23 protein-coding genes and 1 pseudogene are annotated in these 22,077 nt (G+C 73.8%); 12 read left to right on the top strand and 12 right to left on the bottom strand.

Features of this window, described 5'->3' with window-relative positions:
* Position 1: 1 nt before the first annotated feature.
* From AB0302_RS09520 to arsB, 4 genes and pseudogenes are all read right to left on the bottom strand, one after another.
* Complete coding sequence (locus AB0302_RS09520) at positions 2–1,651, bottom strand: polysaccharide deacetylase family protein (protein ID WP_366371643.1); 1,650 nt, start codon at positions 1,649–1,651, stop codon at positions 2–4.
* Positions 1,652–1,758: 107 nt separating this feature from the next.
* A complete protein-coding gene (locus AB0302_RS09515) occupies positions 1,759–2,205 on the bottom strand; it encodes an arsenate reductase ArsC (RefSeq protein WP_298987744.1) in 447 nt (148 codons plus the stop codon).
* Between the two features lie 21 nt (positions 2,206–2,226).
* Positions 2,227–2,628 (bottom strand): annotated as a pseudogene (locus AB0302_RS09510) (low molecular weight phosphatase family protein); the annotation flags it as partial.
* A 36-nt stretch (positions 2,629–2,664) separates the two neighbouring features.
* Positions 2,665–3,831 (bottom strand): ACR3 family arsenite efflux transporter, encoded by a 1,167-nt coding sequence (arsB, locus tag AB0302_RS09505; protein ID WP_298714390.1) that lies wholly within the window; start codon positions 3,829–3,831, stop codon positions 2,665–2,667.
* Positions 3,832–3,959: 128 nt separating this feature from the next.
* Here arsB and AB0302_RS09500 point away from each other — a divergent pair, with 128 nt between their 5' ends.
* Together AB0302_RS09500 and AB0302_RS09495 are read left to right on the top strand one after the other, a co-directional pair.
* Positions 3,960–4,334: a metalloregulator ArsR/SmtB family transcription factor gene (locus AB0302_RS09500; protein ID WP_366371641.1), complete on the top strand. Its 375-nt coding sequence runs from the start codon at positions 3,960–3,962 to the stop codon at positions 4,332–4,334.
* Complete coding sequence (locus tag AB0302_RS09495; RefSeq protein WP_248115779.1) at positions 4,327–4,479, top strand: hypothetical protein; 153 nt, start codon at positions 4,327–4,329, stop codon at positions 4,477–4,479. Before AB0302_RS09500 ends, AB0302_RS09495 begins: the two co-directional genes overlap by 8 nt.
* Here AB0302_RS09495 and AB0302_RS09490 read toward each other — a convergent pair.
* Complete coding sequence (locus AB0302_RS09490; protein ID WP_366371639.1) at positions 4,440–5,252, bottom strand: GTP pyrophosphokinase family protein; 813 nt, start codon at positions 5,250–5,252, stop codon at positions 4,440–4,442. The genes AB0302_RS09495 and AB0302_RS09490 overlap by 40 nt on opposite strands.
* 66 nt (positions 5,253–5,318) lie before the next feature.
* On the bottom strand, positions 5,319–6,734 hold the full coding sequence (locus AB0302_RS09485; protein WP_366371637.1) for an FAD-linked oxidase C-terminal domain-containing protein: 1,416 nt from the start codon (positions 6,732–6,734) through the stop codon (positions 5,319–5,321).
* A gap of 85 nt (positions 6,735–6,819) precedes the next feature.
* Between AB0302_RS09485 and AB0302_RS09480 the strand changes: the two genes are divergently transcribed.
* The 3 genes from AB0302_RS09480 (at position 6,820) to AB0302_RS09470 (ending at position 9,683) form a co-directional block, all read left to right on the top strand.
* Entirely contained in the window at positions 6,820–7,491 is a 672-nt protein-coding gene (locus AB0302_RS09480) for a GNAT family N-acetyltransferase (RefSeq protein WP_366371635.1), read from the top strand.
* Positions 7,491–8,816 carry a glutaminase A gene (gene glsA / locus AB0302_RS09475; protein ID WP_366371633.1) on the top strand — a complete coding sequence of 442 codons (1,326 nt, stop codon included), beginning with the start codon at positions 7,491–7,493 and terminating at the stop codon, positions 8,814–8,816. The genes AB0302_RS09480 and glsA overlap by 1 nt, the downstream gene beginning before the upstream one ends.
* A 132-nt stretch (positions 8,817–8,948) precedes the next feature.
* A complete protein-coding gene (locus tag AB0302_RS09470) occupies positions 8,949–9,683 on the top strand; it encodes a Pr6Pr family membrane protein (protein WP_366371631.1) in 735 nt (244 codons plus the stop codon).
* A gap of 8 nt (positions 9,684–9,691) precedes the next feature.
* On the opposite strand, the gene AB0302_RS09465 is transcribed toward AB0302_RS09470, so the two are convergent.
* From AB0302_RS09465 to AB0302_RS09455, 3 genes are read right to left on the bottom strand one after another with little or no spacing between them, the layout of a single operon-like run.
* Entirely contained in the window at positions 9,692–10,309 is a 618-nt protein-coding gene (locus AB0302_RS09465) for a GNAT family protein (protein WP_366371629.1), read from the bottom strand.
* 5 nt (positions 10,310–10,314) lie between these two features.
* The gene (locus tag AB0302_RS09460; protein ID WP_366371627.1) at positions 10,315–10,698 is read right to left on the bottom strand and encodes a hypothetical protein; all 384 of its coding nucleotides are present in this window, start codon (positions 10,696–10,698) and stop codon (positions 10,315–10,317) included.
* Between the two features lie 40 nt (positions 10,699–10,738).
* On the bottom strand, positions 10,739–11,404 hold the full coding sequence (locus AB0302_RS09455; RefSeq protein ID WP_366371625.1) for an NAD(P)H-binding protein: 666 nt from the start codon (positions 11,402–11,404) through the stop codon (positions 10,739–10,741).
* A gap of 198 nt (positions 11,405–11,602) precedes the next feature.
* Here AB0302_RS09455 and AB0302_RS09450 point away from each other — a divergent pair, with 198 nt between their 5' ends.
* The 4 genes from AB0302_RS09450 (at position 11,603) to AB0302_RS09435 (ending at position 15,533) form a co-directional block, all read left to right on the top strand.
* Positions 11,603–12,343 (top strand): ubiquinone/menaquinone biosynthesis methyltransferase, encoded by a 741-nt coding sequence (locus tag AB0302_RS09450; protein WP_319075996.1) that lies wholly within the window; start codon positions 11,603–11,605, stop codon positions 12,341–12,343.
* Between the two features lie 230 nt (positions 12,344–12,573).
* Positions 12,574–13,305 carry a response regulator transcription factor gene (locus tag AB0302_RS09445; RefSeq protein WP_248115866.1) on the top strand — a complete coding sequence of 244 codons (732 nt, stop codon included), beginning with the start codon at positions 12,574–12,576 and terminating at the stop codon, positions 13,303–13,305.
* Between the two features lie 49 nt (positions 13,306–13,354).
* Positions 13,355–14,989, top strand: a complete 1,635-nt coding sequence (locus tag AB0302_RS09440; protein WP_366371623.1) for a HAMP domain-containing sensor histidine kinase — start codon at positions 13,355–13,357, stop codon at positions 14,987–14,989.
* 154 nt (positions 14,990–15,143) lie between these two features.
* Entirely contained in the window at positions 15,144–15,533 is a 390-nt protein-coding gene (locus AB0302_RS09435; RefSeq protein WP_319075992.1) for a WGxxGxxG family protein, read from the top strand.
* A gap of 44 nt (positions 15,534–15,577) precedes the next feature.
* Here AB0302_RS09435 and AB0302_RS09430 read toward each other — a convergent pair whose 3' ends face one another.
* The gene (locus tag AB0302_RS09430) at positions 15,578–16,465 is read right to left on the bottom strand and encodes an ArgP/LysG family DNA-binding transcriptional regulator (RefSeq protein WP_319075991.1); all 888 of its coding nucleotides are present in this window, start codon (positions 16,463–16,465) and stop codon (positions 15,578–15,580) included.
* A gap of 95 nt (positions 16,466–16,560) precedes the next feature.
* On the opposite strand from AB0302_RS09430, the gene AB0302_RS09425 reads away from it, so the two are divergent.
* The 3 genes from AB0302_RS09425 to AB0302_RS09415 all read left to right on the top strand — a co-directional run bounded on the left by AB0302_RS09425 (position 16,561) and on the right by AB0302_RS09415 (position 19,809).
* Entirely contained in the window at positions 16,561–17,373 is an 813-nt protein-coding gene (locus AB0302_RS09425; RefSeq protein ID WP_319075989.1) for a LysE family transporter, read from the top strand.
* 24 nt (positions 17,374–17,397) lie between these two features.
* Entirely contained in the window at positions 17,398–17,853 is a 456-nt protein-coding gene (locus AB0302_RS09420; RefSeq protein WP_319075988.1) for an NUDIX domain-containing protein, read from the top strand.
* Between the two features lie 87 nt (positions 17,854–17,940).
* Complete coding sequence (locus AB0302_RS09415) at positions 17,941–19,809, top strand: ABC transporter ATP-binding protein (RefSeq protein WP_366371620.1); 1,869 nt, start codon at positions 17,941–17,943, stop codon at positions 19,807–19,809.
* Between the two features lie 84 nt (positions 19,810–19,893).
* On the opposite strand, the gene AB0302_RS09410 is transcribed toward AB0302_RS09415, so the two are convergent.
* Together AB0302_RS09410 and AB0302_RS09405 are read right to left on the bottom strand one after the other, a co-directional pair.
* Positions 19,894–21,078 (bottom strand): ABC transporter permease, encoded by a 1,185-nt coding sequence (locus tag AB0302_RS09410; protein ID WP_366371618.1) that lies wholly within the window; start codon positions 21,076–21,078, stop codon positions 19,894–19,896.
* Complete coding sequence (locus tag AB0302_RS09405) at positions 21,075–21,959, bottom strand: ATP-binding cassette domain-containing protein (protein WP_298985836.1); 885 nt, start codon at positions 21,957–21,959, stop codon at positions 21,075–21,077. Before AB0302_RS09405 ends, AB0302_RS09410 begins: the two co-directional genes overlap by 4 nt.
* Positions 21,960–22,077 lie beyond the last annotated feature (118 nt).

The raw sequence follows: 22,077 nt of genomic DNA, 5'->3' as shown, positions 1-22,077 counted from the left end.
ATCAGCCGTCCTGCAGGTCGGAGACGGTCACGAGGGTGTAGCCCTGGGACTGGAGCCAGGTCACCACGGGGTCCACGGCCTCGATGGTCGTGGCGTGGATGTCGTGCATCAGGATGATCCCGCCGGGGGCGGCCTCCTTCTTCACGATCGCGAGCGTCTTGGCGGGGTCGTGGTGCTTCCAGTCGAGCGTGTCGACCGTCCACATGGCCTTGCGCATGCCGTGGGCCCCGATCGCCGTGGTGACCGTGGCGTTGTAGGCGCCGTAGGGCGGACGCATGACCGCCGGCCGCACCCCGGTCGCGTGCTCGATGGCCGTGCTGGCCTTCGAGAGCTCGGCGTCCAGGGCTGCCCGGCCCAGCGGCTTCAGGAGGGCGTGCGTGTACGTGTGGTTGCCCACCTCGTGGCCCGCGGCGCTGATCTTCTTCGCGGTGCCCGGGAACGCATCGACGGAGGAGCCGATCATGAAGAAGGACGCCCGGACGTCGTGACGGGCCAAGATCTCCAGCAGCCGGGCGTCGGTCGCGGGCTTGGGGCCGTCGTCGAACGTCAGGGCGATGCAGCGCTTGACCGAGCAGTCCGTCCTGCCCCTGCCCGCGGCCGGGGTGGAGGAGGACTTCTTCGTCGCGCTGGGGGTGGAGGGTGCCGTGGGCGTCGCACGGGGCGCGGCCTCGGAGCTGGACGCCGGTGCGGGGGTGACGGGGGGTGTCAGAGCCGGGGCGGACGACGTCGGCCCGGCCGTGACGGGGGCATGCGCCGCGTTCCACGCCTCCACGTCGGGCCGGGTCACGGCCGTGCGGACCGCCCGCCCGGCGTCGGAGAGCCACGGCTCGACGTCGGACACCGGAAGCGTGATCGCGGGCGTGCCCGCGCTGCCTGCCAGGATCGTGTGCTCCGAGAAGCCGATCGCAAGGTCGCCCTCCGGCGTGAACCACGTGCGGACGTCCCCGTCGCGGAGCTGCTCCCACGCGGTGTCCGCGCTGGAGGGGCTCATCTCCCGCTCGGCGCCGGGGAGGGCGTCCACGGCCGCGCGCACGCGCTGCACCAGGAGGCCGCGGCTGTCCGAGGACACCAGGTCCAGGGGCTCGACCACCGTGCCGGCGGCGGCGTCGAACCACGTGGTCCGCTCCTCGATGGAGTGGCCCGCACCCGCGAACTCCGTCACCGACGTCAGCACGCCCACGATGTCCCGGGACCCGCCCACCGCCTGCCACGAGCCGGAGAGCGAGGGGGGTCCCACGGAGACCTCGCTGCCCTCCGAGTCGGACCAGAACTGCTCGGCGCGCCGCTGCGCCTGATGGCGCAGGCGCGAGTTCAGGGGCTCGGCACCCGCGAGCTGCGGGACCACGAGGTGGGTGGCGCGGTGGTTGTCCGAGATCGTGCTCACGTCGAGGCCGGCGAACGGCATGCGGTCCAGGGTGGGGGTGCGGGGCCACTCCGGGGAGCCCTCCGTCGCGGTCGCGCCGGCCTCGGCCGCCGAGGGCGAGGAGGCAGGAGCGGAGGAGGCCGGCGCCGACGATGCGCCGGACGACGGCGCGGAGGACGCGGCCGGGCCGTCCGGGGACCCGCTCGAGCAGCCGGTCAGTGCCATCGCCGCGACGAGCGCGGCGGCGGCGAGCGGACGGAGACGGCGGGCGGGGCGGGACGAGAGCACCGGTCCAGGCTAAGCCTGAGACCGCGTCGCTCCTGCGGTCTTTCGGTCACGATCTGGCCACAGCTGTGCCACCGTTCCGCGGGATCGCCCGTCCGCGATGGTGCAGGTCACACGCGCGGGAGCAGCTCCCTGACGAGCGTCTCCACGCGCGCGCGGATCTCGTCGCGGATCGGGCGCACGGCCTCGACGCCCTGGCCGGCCGGGTCCTCGACCGCCCAGTCCTCGTAGCGCTTGCCGGGGAAGACGGGGCAGGTGTCCCCGCAGCCCATGGTGATCACCACGTCGGAGTCCTTCACGGCGTCCGTGGTGAGGACCTTCGGGGTGTTCGCGGCGATGTCGATCCCCACCTCCGCCATGGCGGCGACCGCGGCCGGGTTGACCTCCTCCTTCGGGGCGGAGCCCGCGGAGCGCACCTCGACCCGGCCCTCGGCCAGGTGCTCGAGCCAGCCGGCAGCCATCTGCGAGCGGCCCGCGTTGTGCACGCACACGAAGAGCACGGAGGGACGGTCCTCGGAGTCCTCGTCGTCATCCGTCGGCGTCGCCTGCCCGGTCAGCTCCGCGAACAGGGCGTGCACGCGCGCGTCGATGTCGTCGCGCACGAGGCGCATGCGCTCGGCGCCCTCGACGCCTCGCTCGGAGGGCTCGTCGGTGCGCCACGTCTCGATGCTCCCGGCCATGCCCTCCGCCGGCTCGACCTTCGCCTCGTCGCCCAGCACCACCACACGGTCCACGCGGGCCACGAGCGCGGGGTCGACGGGCTTGGGCGTGCCGTGGGACATGTCCGCGCCGACCTCGGCCACCGACTCGGCGGCGAGGGCGTTGACCTCCTCACCGGGGTGGGTGCCGGCGGAGTGCACCTCCACGGCGTCGCCGGCGAGGCGCTCCATGAGGGCGGCGGCCATCTGGGACTTGCCGCCGTTCTTCCTGCAGACGAACAGGACGGAGGGGCGGGCGGCGGCGGTCTGCTGATCGTTCACGGGGTTCTCCTGGAGAGGGTGGGAGGGAGGTGGGCGTCAGGGGCGGGCGGCGGCGTCGCGCTCGGTCGGCTCGGAGGCACTGCCGGACACGACGGGGCCGGGCACAGTGGGATCGTTCGGGAACAGGCGGCGGCCGAGCCACATCGAGACGTAGACGAGGGCCACGAGCACCGGCACCTCGATCAGCGGCCCGACGACGCCGGCGAGGGCCTGTCCGGAGGTGACGCCGAACGTGCCGATCGCCACGGCGATGGCCAGCTCGAAGTTGTTGCCGGAGGCCGTGAAGGCCACCGTGGTGGCGCGGGCGTAGTCGAGGCCCACGGCGCGGGCCAGCAGCAGGGAGCCCAGGAACATGATCACGAAGTAGGCCAGCAGCGGCAGCGCGATCCGCGCGACGTCGAGGGGGCTCTCGACGATGGCCTGGCCCTGGAGGGCGAAGAGCAGCACGATCGTGAAGAGCAGGCCGTAGAGCGCCCACGGGCCGAGCTTCGGCAGGAACCGGTTCTCGTACCAGTCGCGCCCCTTGGCCCGCTCGCCCACCGTGCGGGTCAGGAAGCCGGCGAGCAGCGGGATGCCGAGGAAGACGAGCACGGAGAGGACGATCGCCCCGACGGAGAACTCGGCCGACGTCGTCGGGAGCCCGAGCCAGGCGGGGAGGACCTGGAGGTAGAACCAGCCGAGGACGCCGAAGGCGAGCACCTGGAAGACCGAGTTGATCGCCACGAGGACGGCGGCGGCCTCGCGGTCGCCGCACGCGAGGTCGTTCCAGATGAGCACCATGGCGATGCACCGGGCCAGGCCCACGATGATCAGGCCCGTGCGGTACTCGGGCAGGTCCGCCAGGAAGAGCCATGCGAGGCCGAACATGAGCGCGGGGCCCACGATCCAGTTGAGGAGCAGCGAGGTGGCCATGAGCCGGCGGTCCGCGGTGATGCGCCGCGTCTCGTCGTAGCGGACCTTGGCCAGCACGGGGTACATCATCACGAGCAGGCCGACGGCGATCGGCACGGAGACGTTGGCGATCGTGACCGACTCGAGGGCGTGGTCGAGGCCGGGGATGAGGTTGCCCAGCAGCAGGCCCAGGCCCATGGCCAGCAGGATCCACAGGGGGAGCCAGCGGTCCAGGAAGGACATCTCCTTGAGGACGGGATGGTGGTCGGCGGACGGGGTGCGGGCGGCGGGGGCGACGACGGGAGGGGTCATGTCAGCCTGTTCGGGTCGGTCCGGCGGGGGAGGGGAGCGGTGACGCGACGCGAGGGGTCGCGTCGACGCAGGGCATGTGGACGTGACGATCACAGATCGATGGACGTCAATGTGAGTAGCATGCTCGCATGAGCACCCCCCTGTCCACGCGTGAACCCCCGGGGTCTGGGCCCGACGCGGGCGCCCTGCCCGCCGACTGCTGCTCCCTCACCGCGGCGCCCCTCTCGGCCGACGCGGCGTCACGGACCGCCGTCGTGTTCAAGGCGCTCGCGGACCCCATGCGCCTGCGCCTGCTCTCCCACGTGGCGGCGCAGGGCTGCGAGAACGTGTGCGCGTGCGACCTCACGGCGGAGCTCGGGATCGCGCAGTCCACGGTGAGCCATCACATGAGGCGCCTCGTGGACGCGGGGCTGCTCACGCGCGAGCAGCGCGGTCGCTGGGCGCACTACACCGTGGTCCCGGAGGCCTTCGAGCAGCTCCGGGGGGTGCTCGGCCTTGACTGAGGTGACGTCCTCGGACCACCGCCGCGCGGTCTGCGGCACCCTCGCGCCGGGCCGCTCGAACGCGCACGTCCTCCTCGAGGACGGCCGGACGGTGCGGGCCTGGATCTACGCGCTCGCCCCGGACGCGGTGCCGCCGGCGGGCTGACCCGCGTCGTCAGGGCCCTCGGCGACCTGCCGGTGCAGGTGCTCCATCCGGCAGTCCAGGTCCGCCGCCACGCGGGCGGCGGCCACGAGCTCCGTGGCGATGTCGGCGGGCACGTCCCCCTGGAACTTGTAGTTGATCTTGTGCTCGAGCGACGCCCAGAAGTCCATGGCGATCGTGCGGAACTGCATCTCCACGGTGACGTGGCGCGTGCCCGTGGAGAAGTGCACCGGCACCTCCACGAGGCAGTGCAGGCTGCGGTAGCCGCTGGGCTTGGGGGAGGCGATGTAGTCCTCCACCTCCACGAGGCGGATGTCCGGCTGCGAGGTGAAGTGGCGGAACACGCGGTAGACGTCCTCGGTGAAGCTGAGGATCACGCGCGCCCCCGCGATGTCCGTGACCGTGCGGCGCATGGCGTCCAGGTCCAGGGAGAGCCCGCGGTCGGCGGCCTTGCGCAGGATGGACTCGGGCGACTTGACCCGGGTGACGATGTGCTCGATCGGGTTGTGGTCGTGCGCCAGGGCGAACTCGTCCTGCAGGGTCTCCAGGCGCGTCTCCACCTGCACCAGGGCGGAGCGGTACTCGAGGTCGAACCGCTCGAAGTCCTCCCGCAGGGCGCCGAGGGCCCGCGTCATGGCCGGCGGCATCTGCGTCAGCTGCGCGACGGGGGTGCGGCGCAGGGTCTCCAGGGCCGTCGCCGCTGAGGGCGCGCGCTCGGACGGCGACGGCGGGCGCTCCGGCGACGGCGGAGGCGTGCGGGGCTGCTCCTCGGGCATGCCCCCGAGCGTAGAGCCGTTGCCTTGGAGGGCCCTGGGATCTCCACAGCCGCCGCCCGGGCCCCGTCAGGCCGCGTCCGGCGTGAACATCTTGCCCGGGTTGAGGATCCCGTGCGGGTCGAAGACGGCCTTGATCCGCTCCTGCAGCGCGTGCTGGGCCTCCCCGAGCTCGTCCTTCAGGAACGCCCGCTTGAGCAGGCCCACGCCGTGCTCTCCGGTCAGGGTGCCGCCTAGCTCCAGTCCGGCGGCGAACAGCTCGCCCGCCGCCTCCCACACGGCCTCCGGGATCGCGGTGCCGGCCTCGCCGCCCACCTCGCCCGCCGAGCCGAACACCAGCACCGGGTGCAGGTTTCCGTCCCCGGCGTGGGCCGACGTCGGGATGGCGACGCCCGTGCGCGCCTCGATCTCCCGGATCCGCGCGAACATCTCCGCCATGCGGCTGCGCGGCACCGCGACGTCCTCCACGAGCGGGGTGCCGAGCGCCTCGAGGGCGGGGAACGCGCTGCGGCGCAGGGCCATGAGCGCCTCCGCCTCCCTGGGGTCCGCGGTGGCGGTCACCGCGCCGCCGGCCGCCTCCATCAGGGCCGCCATCGCGGCGCCGTCCTCGGCCGCCCCCGCGCCGTCGGCCTGCACCAGCAGGAACGCGCCGCGCTCGGGCAGCGCCGCGCCCAGCTCCGGGCCGACGTACGCGCGCACCGCCGCGAGCGTGGCCTCGTCCATGAGCTCCATCAGGGCCGGCACGTGGCCCGCGCCCGTGACGGACTGGGCGGCGGCCGCGGCGGCGACGACGTCGGAGAAGAACCCGCCCAGGGTCACCTGGGCGCCCCGGACGAGCGGGCGCAGCGCGAGCGTGGCGCCCACGATCACGCCGAGGGTGCCCTCCGAGCCGATCAGCAGGGCGGTGAGGTCGTAGCCCGTGACGCCCTTGACCGTGCGGTGGCCGAGGCGCAGGAGCGTGCCGTCGGCGAGCACCACGTCCAGCCCCAGCACCGCCTCACGCGTGACGCCGTACTTGGCGCACAGCAGCCCGCCCGCGTTCATCGCGATGTTGCCGCCCACGGTGGAGATGTCCTTCGAGGCCGGGTCGGGCGCCCACCACAGCCCGTGCTCGGCCAGGCGCGCGTTGAGCGCGCCGTTGAGGATCCCGGGCTCGACGACGGCGACGCGGTCCGCGGGGGAGACCTCGAGGATCCGGTCCATCGCCCTGACGTCCAGCACGATCTCGCCCGCCCCGGCGACGGCGCCCCCGGCCAGCCCCGTGCCTGCCCCGCGGGTCACGAGCGGGGTCCGCGTGGCGTGGGCGATCCGGCACGCGGCCTGCACGTCCTCCACGCGGCCGGCGCGCACCACGGCGAGTGGGGCGGCGGGGGAGCGGTGGCCGGAGCGGTCGGTGCGGGCGGCCTCGAGGGTCTCCGCCGCGGTGTCCACGCGGCCGGGCAGCTCCCGCTCGAGCAGGGCGAGCACGTCGGGGGTCGTCGTCATGGCCCCCAGTGTCCCCGATCACGTCGGCCCCCGCGCGCCGGTGACGCCGGGCCGCGACGGTGCCGCGGTCCCTAGACTGGCGGCCATGACCTCCCCGGACCCCTCCCCGGCCCTCGACCGCGCCCGCGTGCAGGTGGTGACCCTGCGGCCGGACGCGCTGCGCGGGAGCACCGTGCGCCGGGTGGCGTCCGTCCTCGCCGAGTCCTTCCTCACCGACCCCTACACGGTCTCCTTCCTCCCCGCGGACCGGAGGGTCGAGCGGCTGACCCGCAAGTTCTCCGGTGGGGTGCGGGACGCCCTGTCTCCCGGGCCCGACGGGCGGGTGCCCGGCGCGGTCGACGTCGCCGTGGACCCCGCGGACGGCACGGTCCTCGCCGCCGCCCTGTGGGGGGCGCCGGACGCGCCGCGCGGCACCACCGTGCCGGCCGCCGTCGCCTCCGTGCCCGGCCTGCTGCGCGTGCACGGCGCCCACGCGCTGGACATGGCGCTCACCGTGGCCGCGTGCGAGCGCGCCCGCCCGACGGTCCCGCACTGGTACCTCGCGGACCTCGGGACCCTTCCCGCGGCCCGCGGCCGGGGCGCGGCGAGCGCCCTCGTGCGCCACCGGCAGCGGCGCGCGGACGGCACCGGGATCTACCTCGAGTCCTCCACCCGGGCCAACGTGCCGTTCTACGCGCGCCTCGGGTTCGCCGAGATCGGGCCCGTGCGGGCGTTCGGCACCGAGGACCTCACCGGCATGTGGTGGGAGGCCCGCTGATGCGTCACCCGATCCAGGACTACCTGCACTCCCTCCACGACTCCCTCCGGGACTCCAACGAGGGCGAGCTCGCGCAGTACATCCCCACGCTGGCCTCCGCGGACCCGGACCGGCTGGGCATCGCCCTCGCCACCGTCACCGGGCACCTCTACTCCGCCGGAGACGACGAGACGGAGTTCACCATCCAGTCCGTCTCCAAGCCGTTCGGGTACGCGGCCGCCCTCATGGACCGCGGCCGCGCCGAGGTGGACGCCCGCGTGGCCCTGAACCCCTCCGGGGAGGCGTTCAACGAGCTCTCCCTCGAGGCGGAGTCCCACCGCCCGGACAACGCCATGATCAACGCCGGCGCCATCGCCGTGCACCAGCTCCTCGTGGGGCCGGACGCGCGCCCGCAGGAGCGGATCGACCGGCTCGTCTCCCTGCTCTCCGCGCTCGCCGGCCGGCCGCTGCGGGTGGACCAGGAGTCCTACGAGGCCGAGCTGGCCACCGCGGACCGCAACCTCTCCCTCGGCCACATGATGCGCAGCCACGGCATCATCCAGGACCGTGCCGAGGACGTGGTCGCCGGGTACATCGCGCAGTGCTCCGTCCTCGTGACCGCCCGCGACCTCGCCCTCATGGGCGCGTGCCTCGCCGCGGGCGGCCTCCACCCGCTCACCGGCGAGCGGGTCATCGCGGCGCGCGTGGCCCGCCAGGTCCTCTCCGTCATGAGCTCCTCCGGGATGTACGACGACGCCGGGCAGTGGCTCGTGGACGTGGGGATCCCGGCGAAGTCCGGCGTGGCCGGGGGCGTGCTCGGCGCCCTGCCCGGACAGGTGGGGATCGGCGTGTTCTCCCCCCGCCTGGACGCCCACGGCAGCTCGCTGCGCGGCGTGCGGGTGTGCCGACGCATGTCCGAGGACCTGAACCTGCACATCATGGAGGCCGACGCCCTGGGCGGCACCGTGGTGCGCCACGTCAGCCGCGAGGGCGCCACCGTGCGCCTGCACCTGCAGGGCGTCATCCGCTTCGGCGGCGCGGACGCCGTGGTCTCGGCGCTCGCGGACCTCGGCACGGGCGAGCGCCGGCAGCGGGGCTGGTCCTGGGACGGGGATGAGCACCCGGATGTGGCGGCGTGCACCGCCGTCGGCCGGGGCGCCCTGGAGGACGCGGTGGCGGCCGGCGAGGAGGACGGGGCCATCGAGGAGGTCGTGCTGAACCTCGAGCGGGTGGACCGGGTGACCGAGGTGGGGCGGCGGCTCATGGCGGAGGGCGTGCACCGCCTCGAGGCCGACGGCGTCCGCGTGCGGATCGACGATCCGGACGGGGTCCTCGCCGAGGTCTGAGGGCGGGGTGCGCGCGGGGGCGGGCGCCCCCGCGCGTGCGTTCTTCCTCTCGACGACTTCCGTTCATCTTCCGTTCATGCAATACTGGGGGATTCCTCCGTCCCGCCACCGCGTTCTCGTGCGAGGTCCCCCATGCCCCTTCCCACCCCCCGCGTCAGCCTGCCCTCCTCCCTGCACCGCCTGCGTCGTCATCGCCGCACGGCGGCCGTCGAGCCGCGCCCGGTCGCGCGTCTGGCGTGGTGGAGCGCCGGCGTGCTGCCCGCCGTCGGGTGCCTCACCTCGTTCTCCATCGGGGCCAGGAAGGCGACCGTGGTCATCCCGGGCGTGGGCTACCAGGGCGGCTTCTCCGCCGGGTGGGCGCACGCCCTGAACCAGCCGGCCTACTTCACGTGGCTGTCCAACGCGCTCGTGGCCGGCACCTCCCTGACGCTCGCGGCGCGGGACACGGCGCCGACGTCGGACGCGTTCTGGGCCCTGCGCACCGCGGGGCTGGGCTCCGTGATGGTCACGGGCATCGTGTACAACGCCGTGCTGCGCGGCCACGAGGAGGACACCGCGCTCTACCGCGTCAACGACACGCTGCAGCACGTGGTGAACCCCGTGCTCGCCCCCGCCGTGTGGGCGCTCTTCGACCCCCGTGGGCAGATCACGCACCGCCGGGCCGGCCTCGCCTCCGTGATCCCCCTGCTGTGGGCCGCCATGACCATGACGCGCGGGCGGCGGATCGACTGGTACCCCTATCCGTTCCTGGACGTGCCGCGCCTCGGCTCCCGCACCGTCGGGCTCGTGCTGGTGGGGATCCTCACCGGCTTCACCGGCTTCATGGGGATGCTCGGCGACCTCGACCGGCGCCTCACGCCGGCCTGAGCGGTGCGTCACGCCCTCCGTGCCGCAGCCCACTCGTGGTGCAGGAGCCCCATGACGTGGCAGTCCACCCAGCGCCCGTCCAGCAGCAGGGCCTCGCGGAGCGTCCCCTCGAGCACGAAGCCCAGCTTCCTGTAGACGTGGACCCCGCGCGGGTTGTGGGCGTACACCTCGAGGCCCACCCGGTGCAGTCCCACGGTACCGAACGCGTGGTCCAGGACGAGGCGCAGCGCCCGCGTCCCGATCCCGCGGTCCCGCTCCCGGGCGAGCCACAGGCGCATCCCGCACGCCCGGTTCTCCGCGTCCAGGTCCAGCAGGAGGACCTCGCCCACCACCGCGCCGTCCACCTCGATGGCCCAGACCGCGCGGTCCTCAGCCCCCGCCCAGCGGTCATAGACCGCCCTCAGCTGGGCGGGGCTCAGGTCCGGCTCGGCCTCGCCGCGGGCCAGCGCCTCGGCCTCGGCCGTGGAGGAGACGGAGCCGGTGAGCACCTGCACCTCGACGTCCCGCATGAGCGCGCCGAGGCTGCGCGCGTGGCGGCCGTCGGCGGCGCGGAGGGCGAGTTCGCCATCGGTCAGCTCGGGGACCTCGCAGAGCGAGGGCCCGCCCTCCGGAGCGCCCTCGCGCACCGGCGTCAGCCCTGGAGGCGGCGCAGCTCCACGGGCTGCCCGCACGCGAAGGAGGCCTCGGCGGCGTAGGTGCGGGCACCGGCGTCGTCCGGGGCCTCGACGATCCAGAACCCGCCCATCTGCAGGTCTCCGCGGGCGAGGGTGCCGCCGCGCACCTCGGCGGCGGTGCTCGCCTTCTCCGGCCCCTCCGCGGCGGTGGCGTCGACCACGAGCGCCTCCTCCGGGGGCATCAGGCCGCCCGCGCCCACGAAGGCGCCGGCGTTCTGGAGCATCGCGTTGTAGGCGCTGACGCGCTCGTGCGCGATCTGCATCTCCTCGGGGGACTGGTACGCGGCGCCGGTGGCGTGGATGCCCGGCGCGTGCCACACGGTGATCAGGTACTGGCTCATGCGCCCATTCGGGCATACGGGGCGGGGCGCGTCAAGGGCCTCAGGCCGCCTCGACCGCCTCGGTGATCGGGGTGTCGCCGTCCACGAACTCGATCCGCGTGCGCACCGTGGACGGGTCCTCGAGCACGGCCGCGATCACGCGGGCCACGTTCCCGCGGGAGACCTCGCCCCTCGGGGCGTCCGGGGCGTCGAGGTCCGGGTCCACCGTGATGCGGCCGGTGGGCTCCACGAGGGTGAGCGCGGCGGGGCCCAGGATGGTCCAGTCCAGGTCGGTCGCCTGCAGCGCGGCGTCCGCCTCGGCCTTCGCCTGGGCGTAGGGGAAGAAGTCGTCGTCCTCGGGCAGGCCGTGCTCCAGCGAGGCGCCGAGGTAGGAGACCATCACGTAGCGCCGCACGCCCGCGGCCTCGGCGGCGCGCATGCTCGCGACGGCGGCGTCGTGGTCCACGGCGCGGGTGCGCTCGGGGGAGCCGCCGCCGGCGCCGGCGGAGAAGACGATCGCGTCCTGCCCCCGGAAGGCCTCGGTGAGCTCGTCCACGCCCGCGTGCTCGATGTCCAGCACGAGGGGAATGGCCCCGGCCTGCTTGACGTCGGCGCTCTGGGCGGCGTCGCGGATGGCTGAGGTGACGGTGTGGCCGGCGGCGGCGAGCAGCGGGGCGGCCAGCAGGGCCACCTTGCCGTGGCCGCCGAGGATGAGCACGTTCGACATGAGGTTCTCCTTCGTTCCTGCATCGGATGGGTCTGGAGCCCACGCTAGGCCTGGCGGGTGCGGCCGCGGCAAGGATTCAGCCCTCGGCCGGACTGCGGTGTGCGGGGTGCCCTGCCGTCGTCGCATCCCACGCGCCCAGCCATGCGCCACCGCCCGGCGCCGCGCCCCGGTGTCCGCCCCGCGCGCTACCGTGGTGGGGTGAGCGATCCCACCACCCCCGCCCCGCGCCCTGCCGACGGCCGCACCCCGGACCACGGGGAGCGCGTCTCCTCGATGTTCGACTCGATCGCCGGGCGCTACGACCTCATGAACACCGTGATGACGTGGGGCCAGGAGCCCCGCCTCGTGAGGCGCACCGTGGCCCGGGCCAACGTGCCCCAGGGTGGACGCGTGCTGGACCTGGCCACGGGCACGGGCGACATCGCCCTGGAGGTCCTGCGCCAGCATCCGGACGCCACCGTGGTGGGCGCGGACTTCGCCCCCGAGATGATGGAGGTCGGCCGGGCCCGCCCGGGCGGCGGCCGCGTGGAGTGGGTCGAGGCCGACGCGATGGACCTCCCCTTCGAGGACGACTCCTTCGACTCCCTCACCCACGGCTACCTGCTGCGCAATGTGGCGGACATCCCCGCCACCCTGGCCGAGCAGTTCCGTGTGCTGCGGCCCGGCGGCTGGATGGCGGCCCTGGAGACCTCACCGGCGCCGGAGAACATCGTCAAGCCGTTCTCCTCCCTCTACATCCACCGGGTCATGCCCCTGGTGGCGCGCGCGATCACCAAGACCCCGGAGGCCTACCAGTACCTCTCCAGCTCCACCGCCGCGTTCAAGACCCCCGAGCAGCTCGCGGACCTGTTCGCCGAGGCGGGATTCGTGAACATCGGCCACCGGCTGCACATGTTCGGCACGCTCGCCATCCACTGGGCCATGAAGCCGTCGGCCTGACCTCGTCCTGGGCCTCACCTCGGCCCTCCCGGCCGCCCGCCCCGGGGCGGGCTGTGCCAAGGGCCACGGTGTGCCCGGCGGTCTGGATCCGCGACCCGGCCGTAGGATTAACACAGAAACCTTTCGGCCGCCGTCGCCGTCCGCTCGACCACCCACCCGTCCGCCCCTCCCTGATCACCCGTGAGGACCGCCCCGTGAGCTCCGCCCAGAACCCCGCCGCACCCATGTCGATGGCCGCGCTGCGTGAGGTGCTCCCCCAGCTGTCCCACCCGGACGGCGCCCCCGTGCGCGTCCTCGTCGTCGACGACGAGCCGATGATCGCGGACCTCCTCGCCATGGGCTTCGGGCTGTGCGGCTGGGAGGTGAAGACGGCCCACGACGGCGAGACCGCCGTCGAGCTGGGCGTCCACCACCAGCCGGACCTGGTGATGCTCGACGTGATGCTCCCCGACATGGACGGCCTGGAGGTGCTGCGCCGCCTGCGCGCGCACTGGGCCGAGGTGCCCGCCATGTTCCTCACCGCCAAGGACGCCCCCGAGGACAGGATCTCCGGCCTCGCCGCGGGCGGCGACGACTACGTGACCAAGCCCTTCTCCATGGAGGAGGTGCTGATCCGCGCCCACCGCCTCGTGCAGCGCGCAGGGCTCGTGGAGGCCGGCGCCGAAGTCCTCGTGGTGGGCGATCTGGTGATGAACACCCGCACCCACGAGGTGACCCGCGGCGGCGACCTCATCGAGCTGACCGCCACGCAGTACAACCTGCTGCGGCACCTGATGTCCAACGTGCGCACCGTGCTCTCCAAGGAGCGGCTGCTCCAGGAGGTCTGGGGCTACGACTTCGGCGGCCGCGCGAACATCGTGGAGCTGTACATCTCCTACCTGCGCAAGAAGATCGACGCCGGCCGCGAGCCCATGATCCACACCGTCCGCGGCGCCGGGTATGTCATCCGCCCTGCCGCCTGAGGCGGCGGTCCCCTCGGACCAGGGGAGCGGCCCGAGGGGCGGGCGCTCGATGCTCCGGGGTCGCCGCCGCTCCGTCGCGACGCGCCTCCTCCTGGGGCTGCTGGCCATCCTGCTCGTCACCATGAGCATCTGGACCGCGTACATCATGCTCGCCGCCCAGGGCATGGTGGACCGCCAGCTGGCCACCTCCCTCTCCGCCGCGTGGGAGCGCGCGGCCACCCAGGTCTACGCCGCCGAGCCGGTCCCGCCGGTGGTCGGCGCCCCGGCGTCATCAGGGGCGAACGGCGCCGACGGCCCAGGGCGACACCGGCCGGGCAGCCTCGCCCAGCCGGTGGGGACCCTGGTGGGCACCGTCTCCCGCGCGGAGCTGGCGGATCACGCCGGCTCGGCTCTCGAGGCCGCCGTGCTCGAGCCCTCGGGCCACCCGCGCACGCTCACGAGCGAGGAGCGCCACGACGTGGTGCACGCGGTGCAGGGCCTCGCCCAGGGGGAGCAGGTGTCCGCGGACGTCGGAGGGGTCGCCTACGAGCTCCAGGCCGGCGGCCTGGAGCCTACGGCCCCCTGGCTGGCAGGCGACAAGGTGCTGGTGGTGGGCCTGCCCACCCAGGAGCTGGTGGAGGGACGGCGCGACGGCGTGGCGCTGACGCTGGCAGGCGCCGCCCTGATGGTGGCGGCCACCGGCGCGCTCGCCTCGTGGTGGATCCGGCGCACCCTGCGCCCGCTGGGCGAGGTGGCGCAGGTGGCCGCCGACGTCGCCCGCATGGACCTGGCCGGCGGCGGCGTGGACCTCGCGCGCGCCCGCCTCCCGCGCCGCGCCCTCGAGGGCGCGGACGAGGTGGCCGTGGTGGGCCGGGCGATGGACCGGCTCGTCGGCGCCGTGGACTCCGCCCTGGAGCGGCGGCTCCGCGAGGAGCAGGAGCTGCGCCGGTTCGTGGCGGACGCCTCCCATGAGCTGCGCACCCCGCTCGCCTCGGTGCGCGGGTACGCGGAGATGCTCGCGCTCACGGAGGACCTCTCGGAGGGCGGGCGGCGATCCCTGGCCCGCGTGCTCGACCAGGCCGACCGCATGACAGACCTCGTGGACGGCATGCTCGTGCTCGCGCGCCTGGAGGCCGCACACCGCGGCCGTGCACTCGGACTGGATGCTTTCGACGGCGACGGCGACGACTGCGCCGTGGACGTCTGCGAGGTGGTGCTGGACGCCGTGATGGATGCGCGCGCCGCGTGGCCGGACCACCGGTGGGAGGTCGAGGTGCCCGACCTGGACGGGTCCCCCTGCGGGGTGCCCGGCGACCGGGACCGACTGAGCTGGATCGTGGGGAACCTCCTCTCCAACGCCGGCCGGCACACCCCTGCGGGCACCACCGTCGCGGTCTCCCTGGCCCCCGCAGCCCTCCCCGTGAGCGGCGCGCCCGCCATGCGCGTCCGGGTGGAGGATGACGGCGGGGGCATCCCCCCGGAGATCCGTCCGGGGCTCTTCGACCGCTTCGTGCGCGGCGGGGGCCCCCTCGCGGGCGGGGAGCACTCCAGCGGCCTCGGCCTGCCCATCGTGCGGGCCGCCGCCCGTGGCCTCGGCGGGGATGTGACCGCCGGATCCGGGGAGGGCCGGACCCGGTTCGACGTGGTCCTTCCCCGCGTGTCGACGGGGGATTCCGGGGGTCCCTGTGACGGGAATCGCCTTTGACGGCAGGGGATGAGGAGTTGACGGACCCCCCTGATCGCCTGTTTATGGTGTGTTCATAGTGATCGAAACGGGGTCACATCCGGGGGACCGCCCCGGGTCTGGACCCCACGTGCTGGAGCGGCGAACGACCGCCTCCGGTGAGAGGAGATTCACCATGGAGTTCCGTAAGACCGCCACCGCCCTGACCCTCAGCGCCGCCGTCCTGACCGGTGCCGCCGCTCCGGCCGCCATGGCCAGCAGCACCGCCCCCGCCTCGGCCTCCACGTCGGCCCCCGCCTCTTCCTCGGCTCCCGCCGAGCAGGAGGAGAAGAAGGACGACAACGGCAACATGGGCCTCTGGGGCCTCGCCGGTCTCCTGGGTCTCGCCGGTCTGCTCGGCCGCAACAAGAAGCACACCGAGACCGTGCGCCCCGCGCACACCGAGACGGTGCGTCCGGCCCACACCGAGACCCACCGCGTCGACACCGACGACGTGCGTCACACCGCCGGCAACGCCAACACCACGCTGAACACCAAGCGTCCCGGTTCGGACGACCTCCGCTGATCCTCGGATCCGCTGACGCTCCGAGGCCTTAGGCCTCGAGCACACTAGGCCGCCGGGGCCGCGCGCGACACCGTCTCAGAGAGACGGTCGAGCGCCGCGGTTCCGGCGGCCCATCTGTGCCAGTAGAGGGGCACCTCGGCCGTGCCCAGCTCGGGGATGCTCTCCAGCTCCGGGTGCGTCCCCGCCAGCACGCTCGCCGGGACCTGCGCCGCCGGCAGCATGCCCCACCCCAGCCCGCTCTCCACCGCGCCCAGGTAGGCCTGTACCGAGGGCAGCAGATGGTGCGGCGGCGTGGGGGTCGGTCCGCCGCCCCGCACGGCCCGGTGCAGCACCGTGCGCTGCAGTCCGTCGCGCGGCCCGAAGTCCAGGAGCGGCAGGCTCCCCACGTCCACCCGACCCCGCGCGTCCCGATGCCGGTCCAGCAGCACCGAGGCCGCCACCGCGTGGTAGCGCATCGCGCCGATCCGGGTCACCGTGCAGCCCGAGACCGGCTCCGGCCGGTCCGTCACCGCCGCCACGGCCGTCCCGTCCCGCAGCAGCTCCACCGTGTGCTGCTGGTCCTCGCTGTAGAGGTGGAGCACCACGTCGTCCCAGGTGGCCGCCTCCCGGATGATCGGACGCCACCACGTGTCGAGCGAGTCCGCGTTGACCGCCACCGCCAGCGTCGTGCGGCCGCCGGGCGCGTGCCCGAGCGCGGCGAGGGCCTCGTCCTCGAGGGCCAGGGTCTGCCGCGCGAGCCGCAGCATCCGCTCCCCGGCCGCCGTCGGACGCACCGGGACCGTGCGCGTGAGCAGCACCTGCCCCACCCGTCGCTCGAGGGTCTTCACGCGCTGGGAGAAAGCCGAGCCGGAGATGCGCAGGTCGTCGGCGGCGGCGTCGAAGGTGCCGTGGTCGACGGCGGCGGCGAGGGCGCGCAGGTGCTCGGAGTTCACCCTCCCGAGGGTACGCGCTGCGATGAAGGAAGGCTTCAGATCATGAAGAACATTGCGCTGGAACGGACGGGCGCCGCCGTCTAGCGTCACCACCCGTGACCATCTTCACCACCGGCCTCCTCACCATCCTCGCCCTCGTCGTCGCCATCGGCGCCCAGACGCTCTTCCTGCTGCGTCAGGTGGTGCGCCGGGACCGGGCGTGGACGGCGCTCGCCGTGTGCTTCGTCTCCGACGCGGCCCTGCTCATCGCCGGCACCGCCGGCATCGGCGTGGTGGCCGAGCGCCATCCGTGGATCGTCACCTCCCTCACCGTGGGCGGGGTCGCGTACCTCCTCTTCTTCGCCGCCTCGTCGTTCCGCTCTGCCCTGCGTGGGGCGCGGACCCTCACCTCCGCGGCCGCCGAGGCCGACGGGCCGATCCCGGACGCGGTGGACCTCGCCACGCTCACCGGTGAGCTGCCCCTGATCGACCCGCGCACCGGCCGGGTGGCCGGGGGCGCGGGCGGTGCGGGATCCGGCGGTGGGCGCGTCGACGTCGCCGCGCTCCCCACCGGCGGCGCCGTGGCCGTGAAGACGCGCGTGACCCCGCGCCGCGCGGCCCACGGCCCGGTGCAGAGCCCCCTGCGACGCGTCGTCCTGCTCGCCCTCTCCGTCTCCCTGCTCAACCCGCACGCGATCCTCGACACCGTGGTGATGATGGGCACCTTCGCGCAGACCTACGGCGAGGCGAAGTGGGTGTATGCCGCCGGCGCGGTCACCGGTTCGGCCCTGTGGTTCCTCGTGCTCGGCTGGGGCGGCACGCGGCTGGCTCCGTACATGGACTCCCCGCGCACGTGGCGGATCGTGGACGCCGTGGTCGGCGTGGTCATGCTGGGAATCGCCGCGAAGATCGCGCTGACGCTCTTCTGACGGGCGACCAGGCATGATGGGGGCATGAGCGACCCCTCCTCCGCCGTCCCCGCGGCGGCCGAGCAGATCCGCGTGGCCGCCGTCGTGATGGCCCGCCCGGACCGCCGGGTGCTCACCGTGCGCAAGGCCGGCACCGCCATGTTCATGTTCCCCGGCGGCAAGCACTTCCCCGGCGAGGCGGCCGTGGACACCGCGGTGCGCGAGGTGGCCGAGGAGACCGGTCTCCGCCTGGGCCGCGAGGAGCTCACCCACCTCGGCGCGTGGGACACCGCCGCCGCCAACGAGCCCGACGCGCGCCTGCACTCCGAGGTCTTCGCCCTCTGGCGGCCCATCGCCCGGCACGAGGTCCCCGCCCCCACGGACGAGATCGTCCAGCTCCACTGGATGGACCCCGCCGCGCCCGCCGCCCCTGCGGGGTACGCCGTGGCCCCGCTGCTGGTGCCGGTGCTGGCCGCCGTCGCCGCGGCGCCAATGTTCTGAGCGGGACGGTCGGAGTTCGGCACGGACGACGTCCGGCCGTACCTCGGACCGCGCGACGGTGTCCGGGGGCGCCACTACCCTGAACGGGTGACATCCCTGCTGCGCATCCTGCGCTTCGCGCCCCAGCTGAACCCGCTCTACCTCGGCATCGCCGTCAGCTCCGTGCTGGCCGCGCTGCTCAGCCTCGCCACCCCGTTCCTCATCGGCGCGGCCACGGACCGGATCGTGGACGCCGTGGCCGGGCGGACCTCCGTGGAGGAGGCCGTGACCGCCGTGACCTGGCTGGCGCTGGCGTTCCTCGGCGTCGAGGTGGCCACCACCGCGGTGGTGAGCGTGGGCGGCTACTGGGGAGACGTGATGGCCGCGCGCATGCGAACCGTCCTCTCCACGCGGTACTTCGAGCACCTGCTGCACCTGCCGCAGCGGTACTTCGACACCGCGCTCACCGGCCGCATCACCAACCGGCTGAACCGCTCCATCACGGAGCTCACCCAGTTCCTGCAGTTCTTCGCGAACAACGCGTTCACCATGCTCATCACCACCGCCGCGGTCCTGGTGATCACGGGGTTCTACTGGTGGCCCCTCGCGGTCCTGCTGGCCGTGGTGTTCCCCGTGTACATGTGGCTCACCGCCAAGACCTCGACGAAGTGGCAGGTGTGGGAGGGGGAGAAGAACACCGAGGTGGACGTCGCCTCGGGACGCTTCGCCGAGGTGGTCTCCCAGATGGCCGTGGTGCGCGCCTACAACCGGCAGGAGCACGAGCTCGCCGGGTTCCGCGAGCGGTTCACCAAGACCGTGGGGCTCACCCGCACGCAGTCCCGGTTCTGGCACGGCATGGACGCGTGGCGCCGGCTCGCCATGAACGTGGTCTTCGGGCTGATGTACCTCATCGTGTTCGTGCGGACGGCGCAGGGGCTGTTCTCGGTGGGGGACATGGTGATCCTCCTGCAGCTGATGAACATGGCCCGCCAGCCGATCTTCTCCATGAGCTACCTCGTGGACTCCGCGCAGCGCGCCGTGGCCGGGTCGAAGGACTACTTCGCCGTGCTCGAGGAGGAGCGGGAGCGCGCGGGCGGACGGGCGCTCGAGGCGGGGGAGGTGCGTGCTGTCCCGAACGGGCCGGCGGAGGCGCGCGCCGACGTCGTCGAGGGCGAGACAGTGCCGCTTCCCGCGGACGTCCCCGCCGTCCGCTTCACGGACGTGACGTTCGCCTACGACGACGACGCCGCCCGCCCCGTGCTCGACCGCGTCACCTTCGAGGCGGGCGTGGGCGAGAAGATCGCATTCGTGGGGGAGTCCGGCGGCGGCAAGTCCACGATCACGAACCTGCTCATGGGGCTCTATCCCGTGGGAGACGGGCGGATCGAGGTGTTCGGGAACGACGTCGCGGGGCTGGACCTGGCCGCGGTGCGCGGCTCGATCGCCACCGTGTTCCAGGAGCCGTTCCTGTTCTCCGGGACCGTGCGGGAGAACATCGCCTACGCCGACCCGGACGCCACCGACGAGCGGGTGCGCGCCGCGGCGAAGGCGGCGTACGCGGACTCGTTCGTGGAGGGCTTCGACCACGGCTACGAGCAGATCATCGGCGAGCGCGGCCTGCGGCTCTCCGGCGGGCAGAAGCAGCGCATCGCGGTGGCGCGGGCGGTGCTCAAGGACGCGCCGATCCTGGTGCTGGACGAGGCCACGTCCGCCCTCGACACCCGTTCCGAGCGCCTCGTGCAGGCCGCGCTCGAGGAGCTCATGGTGGGCCGGACGAGCCTGATCGTGGCGCACCGCCTGAGCACGATCGCCTCCGTGGACCGGATCGTCACGCTGCGCGCCGGTCGCGTGGAGGAGATCGGGACGCCCGCGGAGCTCTCGCGCAGCGGAGGCATCTACGCCCAGCTGCTCCAGCTGCAGCAGGCCGGCACCAAGGAGGCCAAGAGGATGCTCAAGGAGTACGGCATCCACGGCTGAGCCCGAGGCGGCGCCCCGCGCTCCGCGCCTCGCGCCTGACCGCTCCGGACGACGTCGTGGTGCGCGGCGACCTCACCCCGCGCGTCAGCCCCGCAGCGCCTTCCGCCACGTCAGCGCCTTGCCGGTCCGCAGGATGGACCTCTCGTAGATCGCTGCCGCGAGCCAGATGGCCAGGGCGGTCGCCGCCACGAGGATCCCGAGCGAGAGCACGTGCTCCCACCTCTGCCCCTGCCCCAGGAAGATCCGCAGCGGCACGGCCACCGGCGCCGAGAACGGGATCCAGCTCATGATCCGCAGCGCGTCCGGGTTGTCGTTGAACATGATCACCCCGACGTACGGGAGCATGATCATCAGCATCACGGGCATGGACGTGGAGCCGATGTCCTCCTGCCGCGACACCATGGACGCCGCCGCCGCGTACAGCGCCGCGAGCATCACGAAGCCGATGCTGAACAGCACCACGAACCACAGGATCGGCACGCCCAGGCCGTCCAGCGGCAGCACGTCGCCGTTGATCTGCATCCCCAGCAGCAGGGCCCCGGCCACGAGCGCGACCTGCAGGATCGCCATCGCCGCGTTGCCCAGCACCTTGCCGGCCATCATGGCGCGCGCGGGCACGGCGGCCAGGAGGATCTCCACGATCCGCGACTGCTTCTCCTCGATCACGGACACCGCGATCTGCTGGCCGAACGTCACCGCGGCCATGAAGAACACCAGCCCGAAGCCCAGGGCGATGAAGGAGCGCAGCAGCGGGCTCGGCGCGGTCGGGTCCAGCAGCGCCACCGACGGGCTGGTGGACAGCGCCTGCACCAGGTCGGTGGGCACGTCGGTCATCGCCAGCACGCCCAGTCCGGACGGGCTCTGCGGGTCCGGCACGACGGCGGCGCTCACCTCCCCGCTCTCCACCGCGGCCCGCGCCGCGGCCACGTCGCCCACGGTCCGCGTCTCGTAGCCCTCGCCGAGGGCGCCCACCGCCGGGGCGGTCTGCTCGACGGCGGCCACGCGCGTCGCGTCGCCGGCGAGCAGCTCGCCCAGTCGCGGGGCGAGCAGGGTCGCGGCCAGCGCCGCCGCGATCACGATGAGCGTCGTGATCACGAACGCCTTGGAAGCGGCCTTGACCCGCATCTCGCGGGCGGCCACGGTGCCGACGGCGGCCCAGAACGGGGTGCGGCGGGATCGGCGGAGCCGCGGCGCGGGCGTCGGGGTGACTCCGGCGACCTGGTGCGACGGGCCCGTGGCCGGCATCGGTGCGGGGTGGGCGGCGCTCATCGGGTGACCTCCGTGAAGATCTCGTGCAGGGTGCGGGGGACGGGGCCGAAGCGGCGGACGCCGCCCCGGGTGACGGCCTCGCCGAGGACGGACTGCGCGGCGGCCTCGTCGACGGCGCGGAAGCGGGCGCGGCCGCCGTCGAAGGCGAGGACCTCCACCCCCTGCATCCCGCGCACCCAGCCGGTGTCGGTGTCGGCGACGAGCTCCCATTCGGGCTCGGCGTGGGCGGCGAGCAGCTGTGCGCGGGTGCCGGCGGCGCGGACGCGGCCGTCCGCCAGGATCACCAGCTCGTCGCACAGGCGCTCCACCACGTCGAGCTGGTGGGAGGAGAACAGCACCGGCACGCCGGTGTCCGCGGTCTCGCGCAGCACCTGCAGGGTGGTGGCGACGGCGTTCGGGTCGAGGCCGGAGAACGGCTCGTCGAGCACGAGGGCCACGGGCTCGTGCACGAGCGCCGCCGCGATCTGGGCGCGCTGCTGGTTGCCGAGGGAGAGCTCCTCCAGCCGGCTCCCGGCGCGCTCGGCGAGGCCGAGCCGCTCGAGCATCTCCAGCCCGCGGGCCTTCGCCGCCGCCCCGCCCATCCCGTGCAGCCGCCCCAGGTAGACGAGCTGGTCCAGCACCGCCATCTTGGGGTACAGCCCACGCTCCTCCGGCATGTAGCCGATGCCCGCACGGTAGTCCGCGGTGATGGGCGCGCCGTCCACGTCGATGCTCCCCGAGTCCGGCGTGAGCACGCCGAGCAGGATGCGCATGGTGGTGGTCTTGCCCGCGCCGTTGCCGCCCACGAATCCCGTCATGAGGCCCGGGCGGATGTCGAAGGAGAGGTCCTTGAGCACGTGGGCCGCGCCGAAGGACTTGTTCACGCCTGTCACGCTGATCATGGCATCAGGCTAGGGAGACGACGTCGGCCGGCGCCTCCGCCGCCGGGGTGAACTTCGGCCGGGGACGCCTCTCCCCCGGGCGGGGGAGGGGGCCGCCGGACGGGAGCCGCCCGTCCGC

The organism is Micrococcus sp. NPDC078436 (genome assembly GCF_040702705.1).
Taxonomy (GTDB): Bacteria; Actinomycetota; Actinomycetes; order Actinomycetales; family Micrococcaceae; genus Micrococcus.
This window is presented reverse-complemented; position numbering and strand designations above follow the sequence as displayed.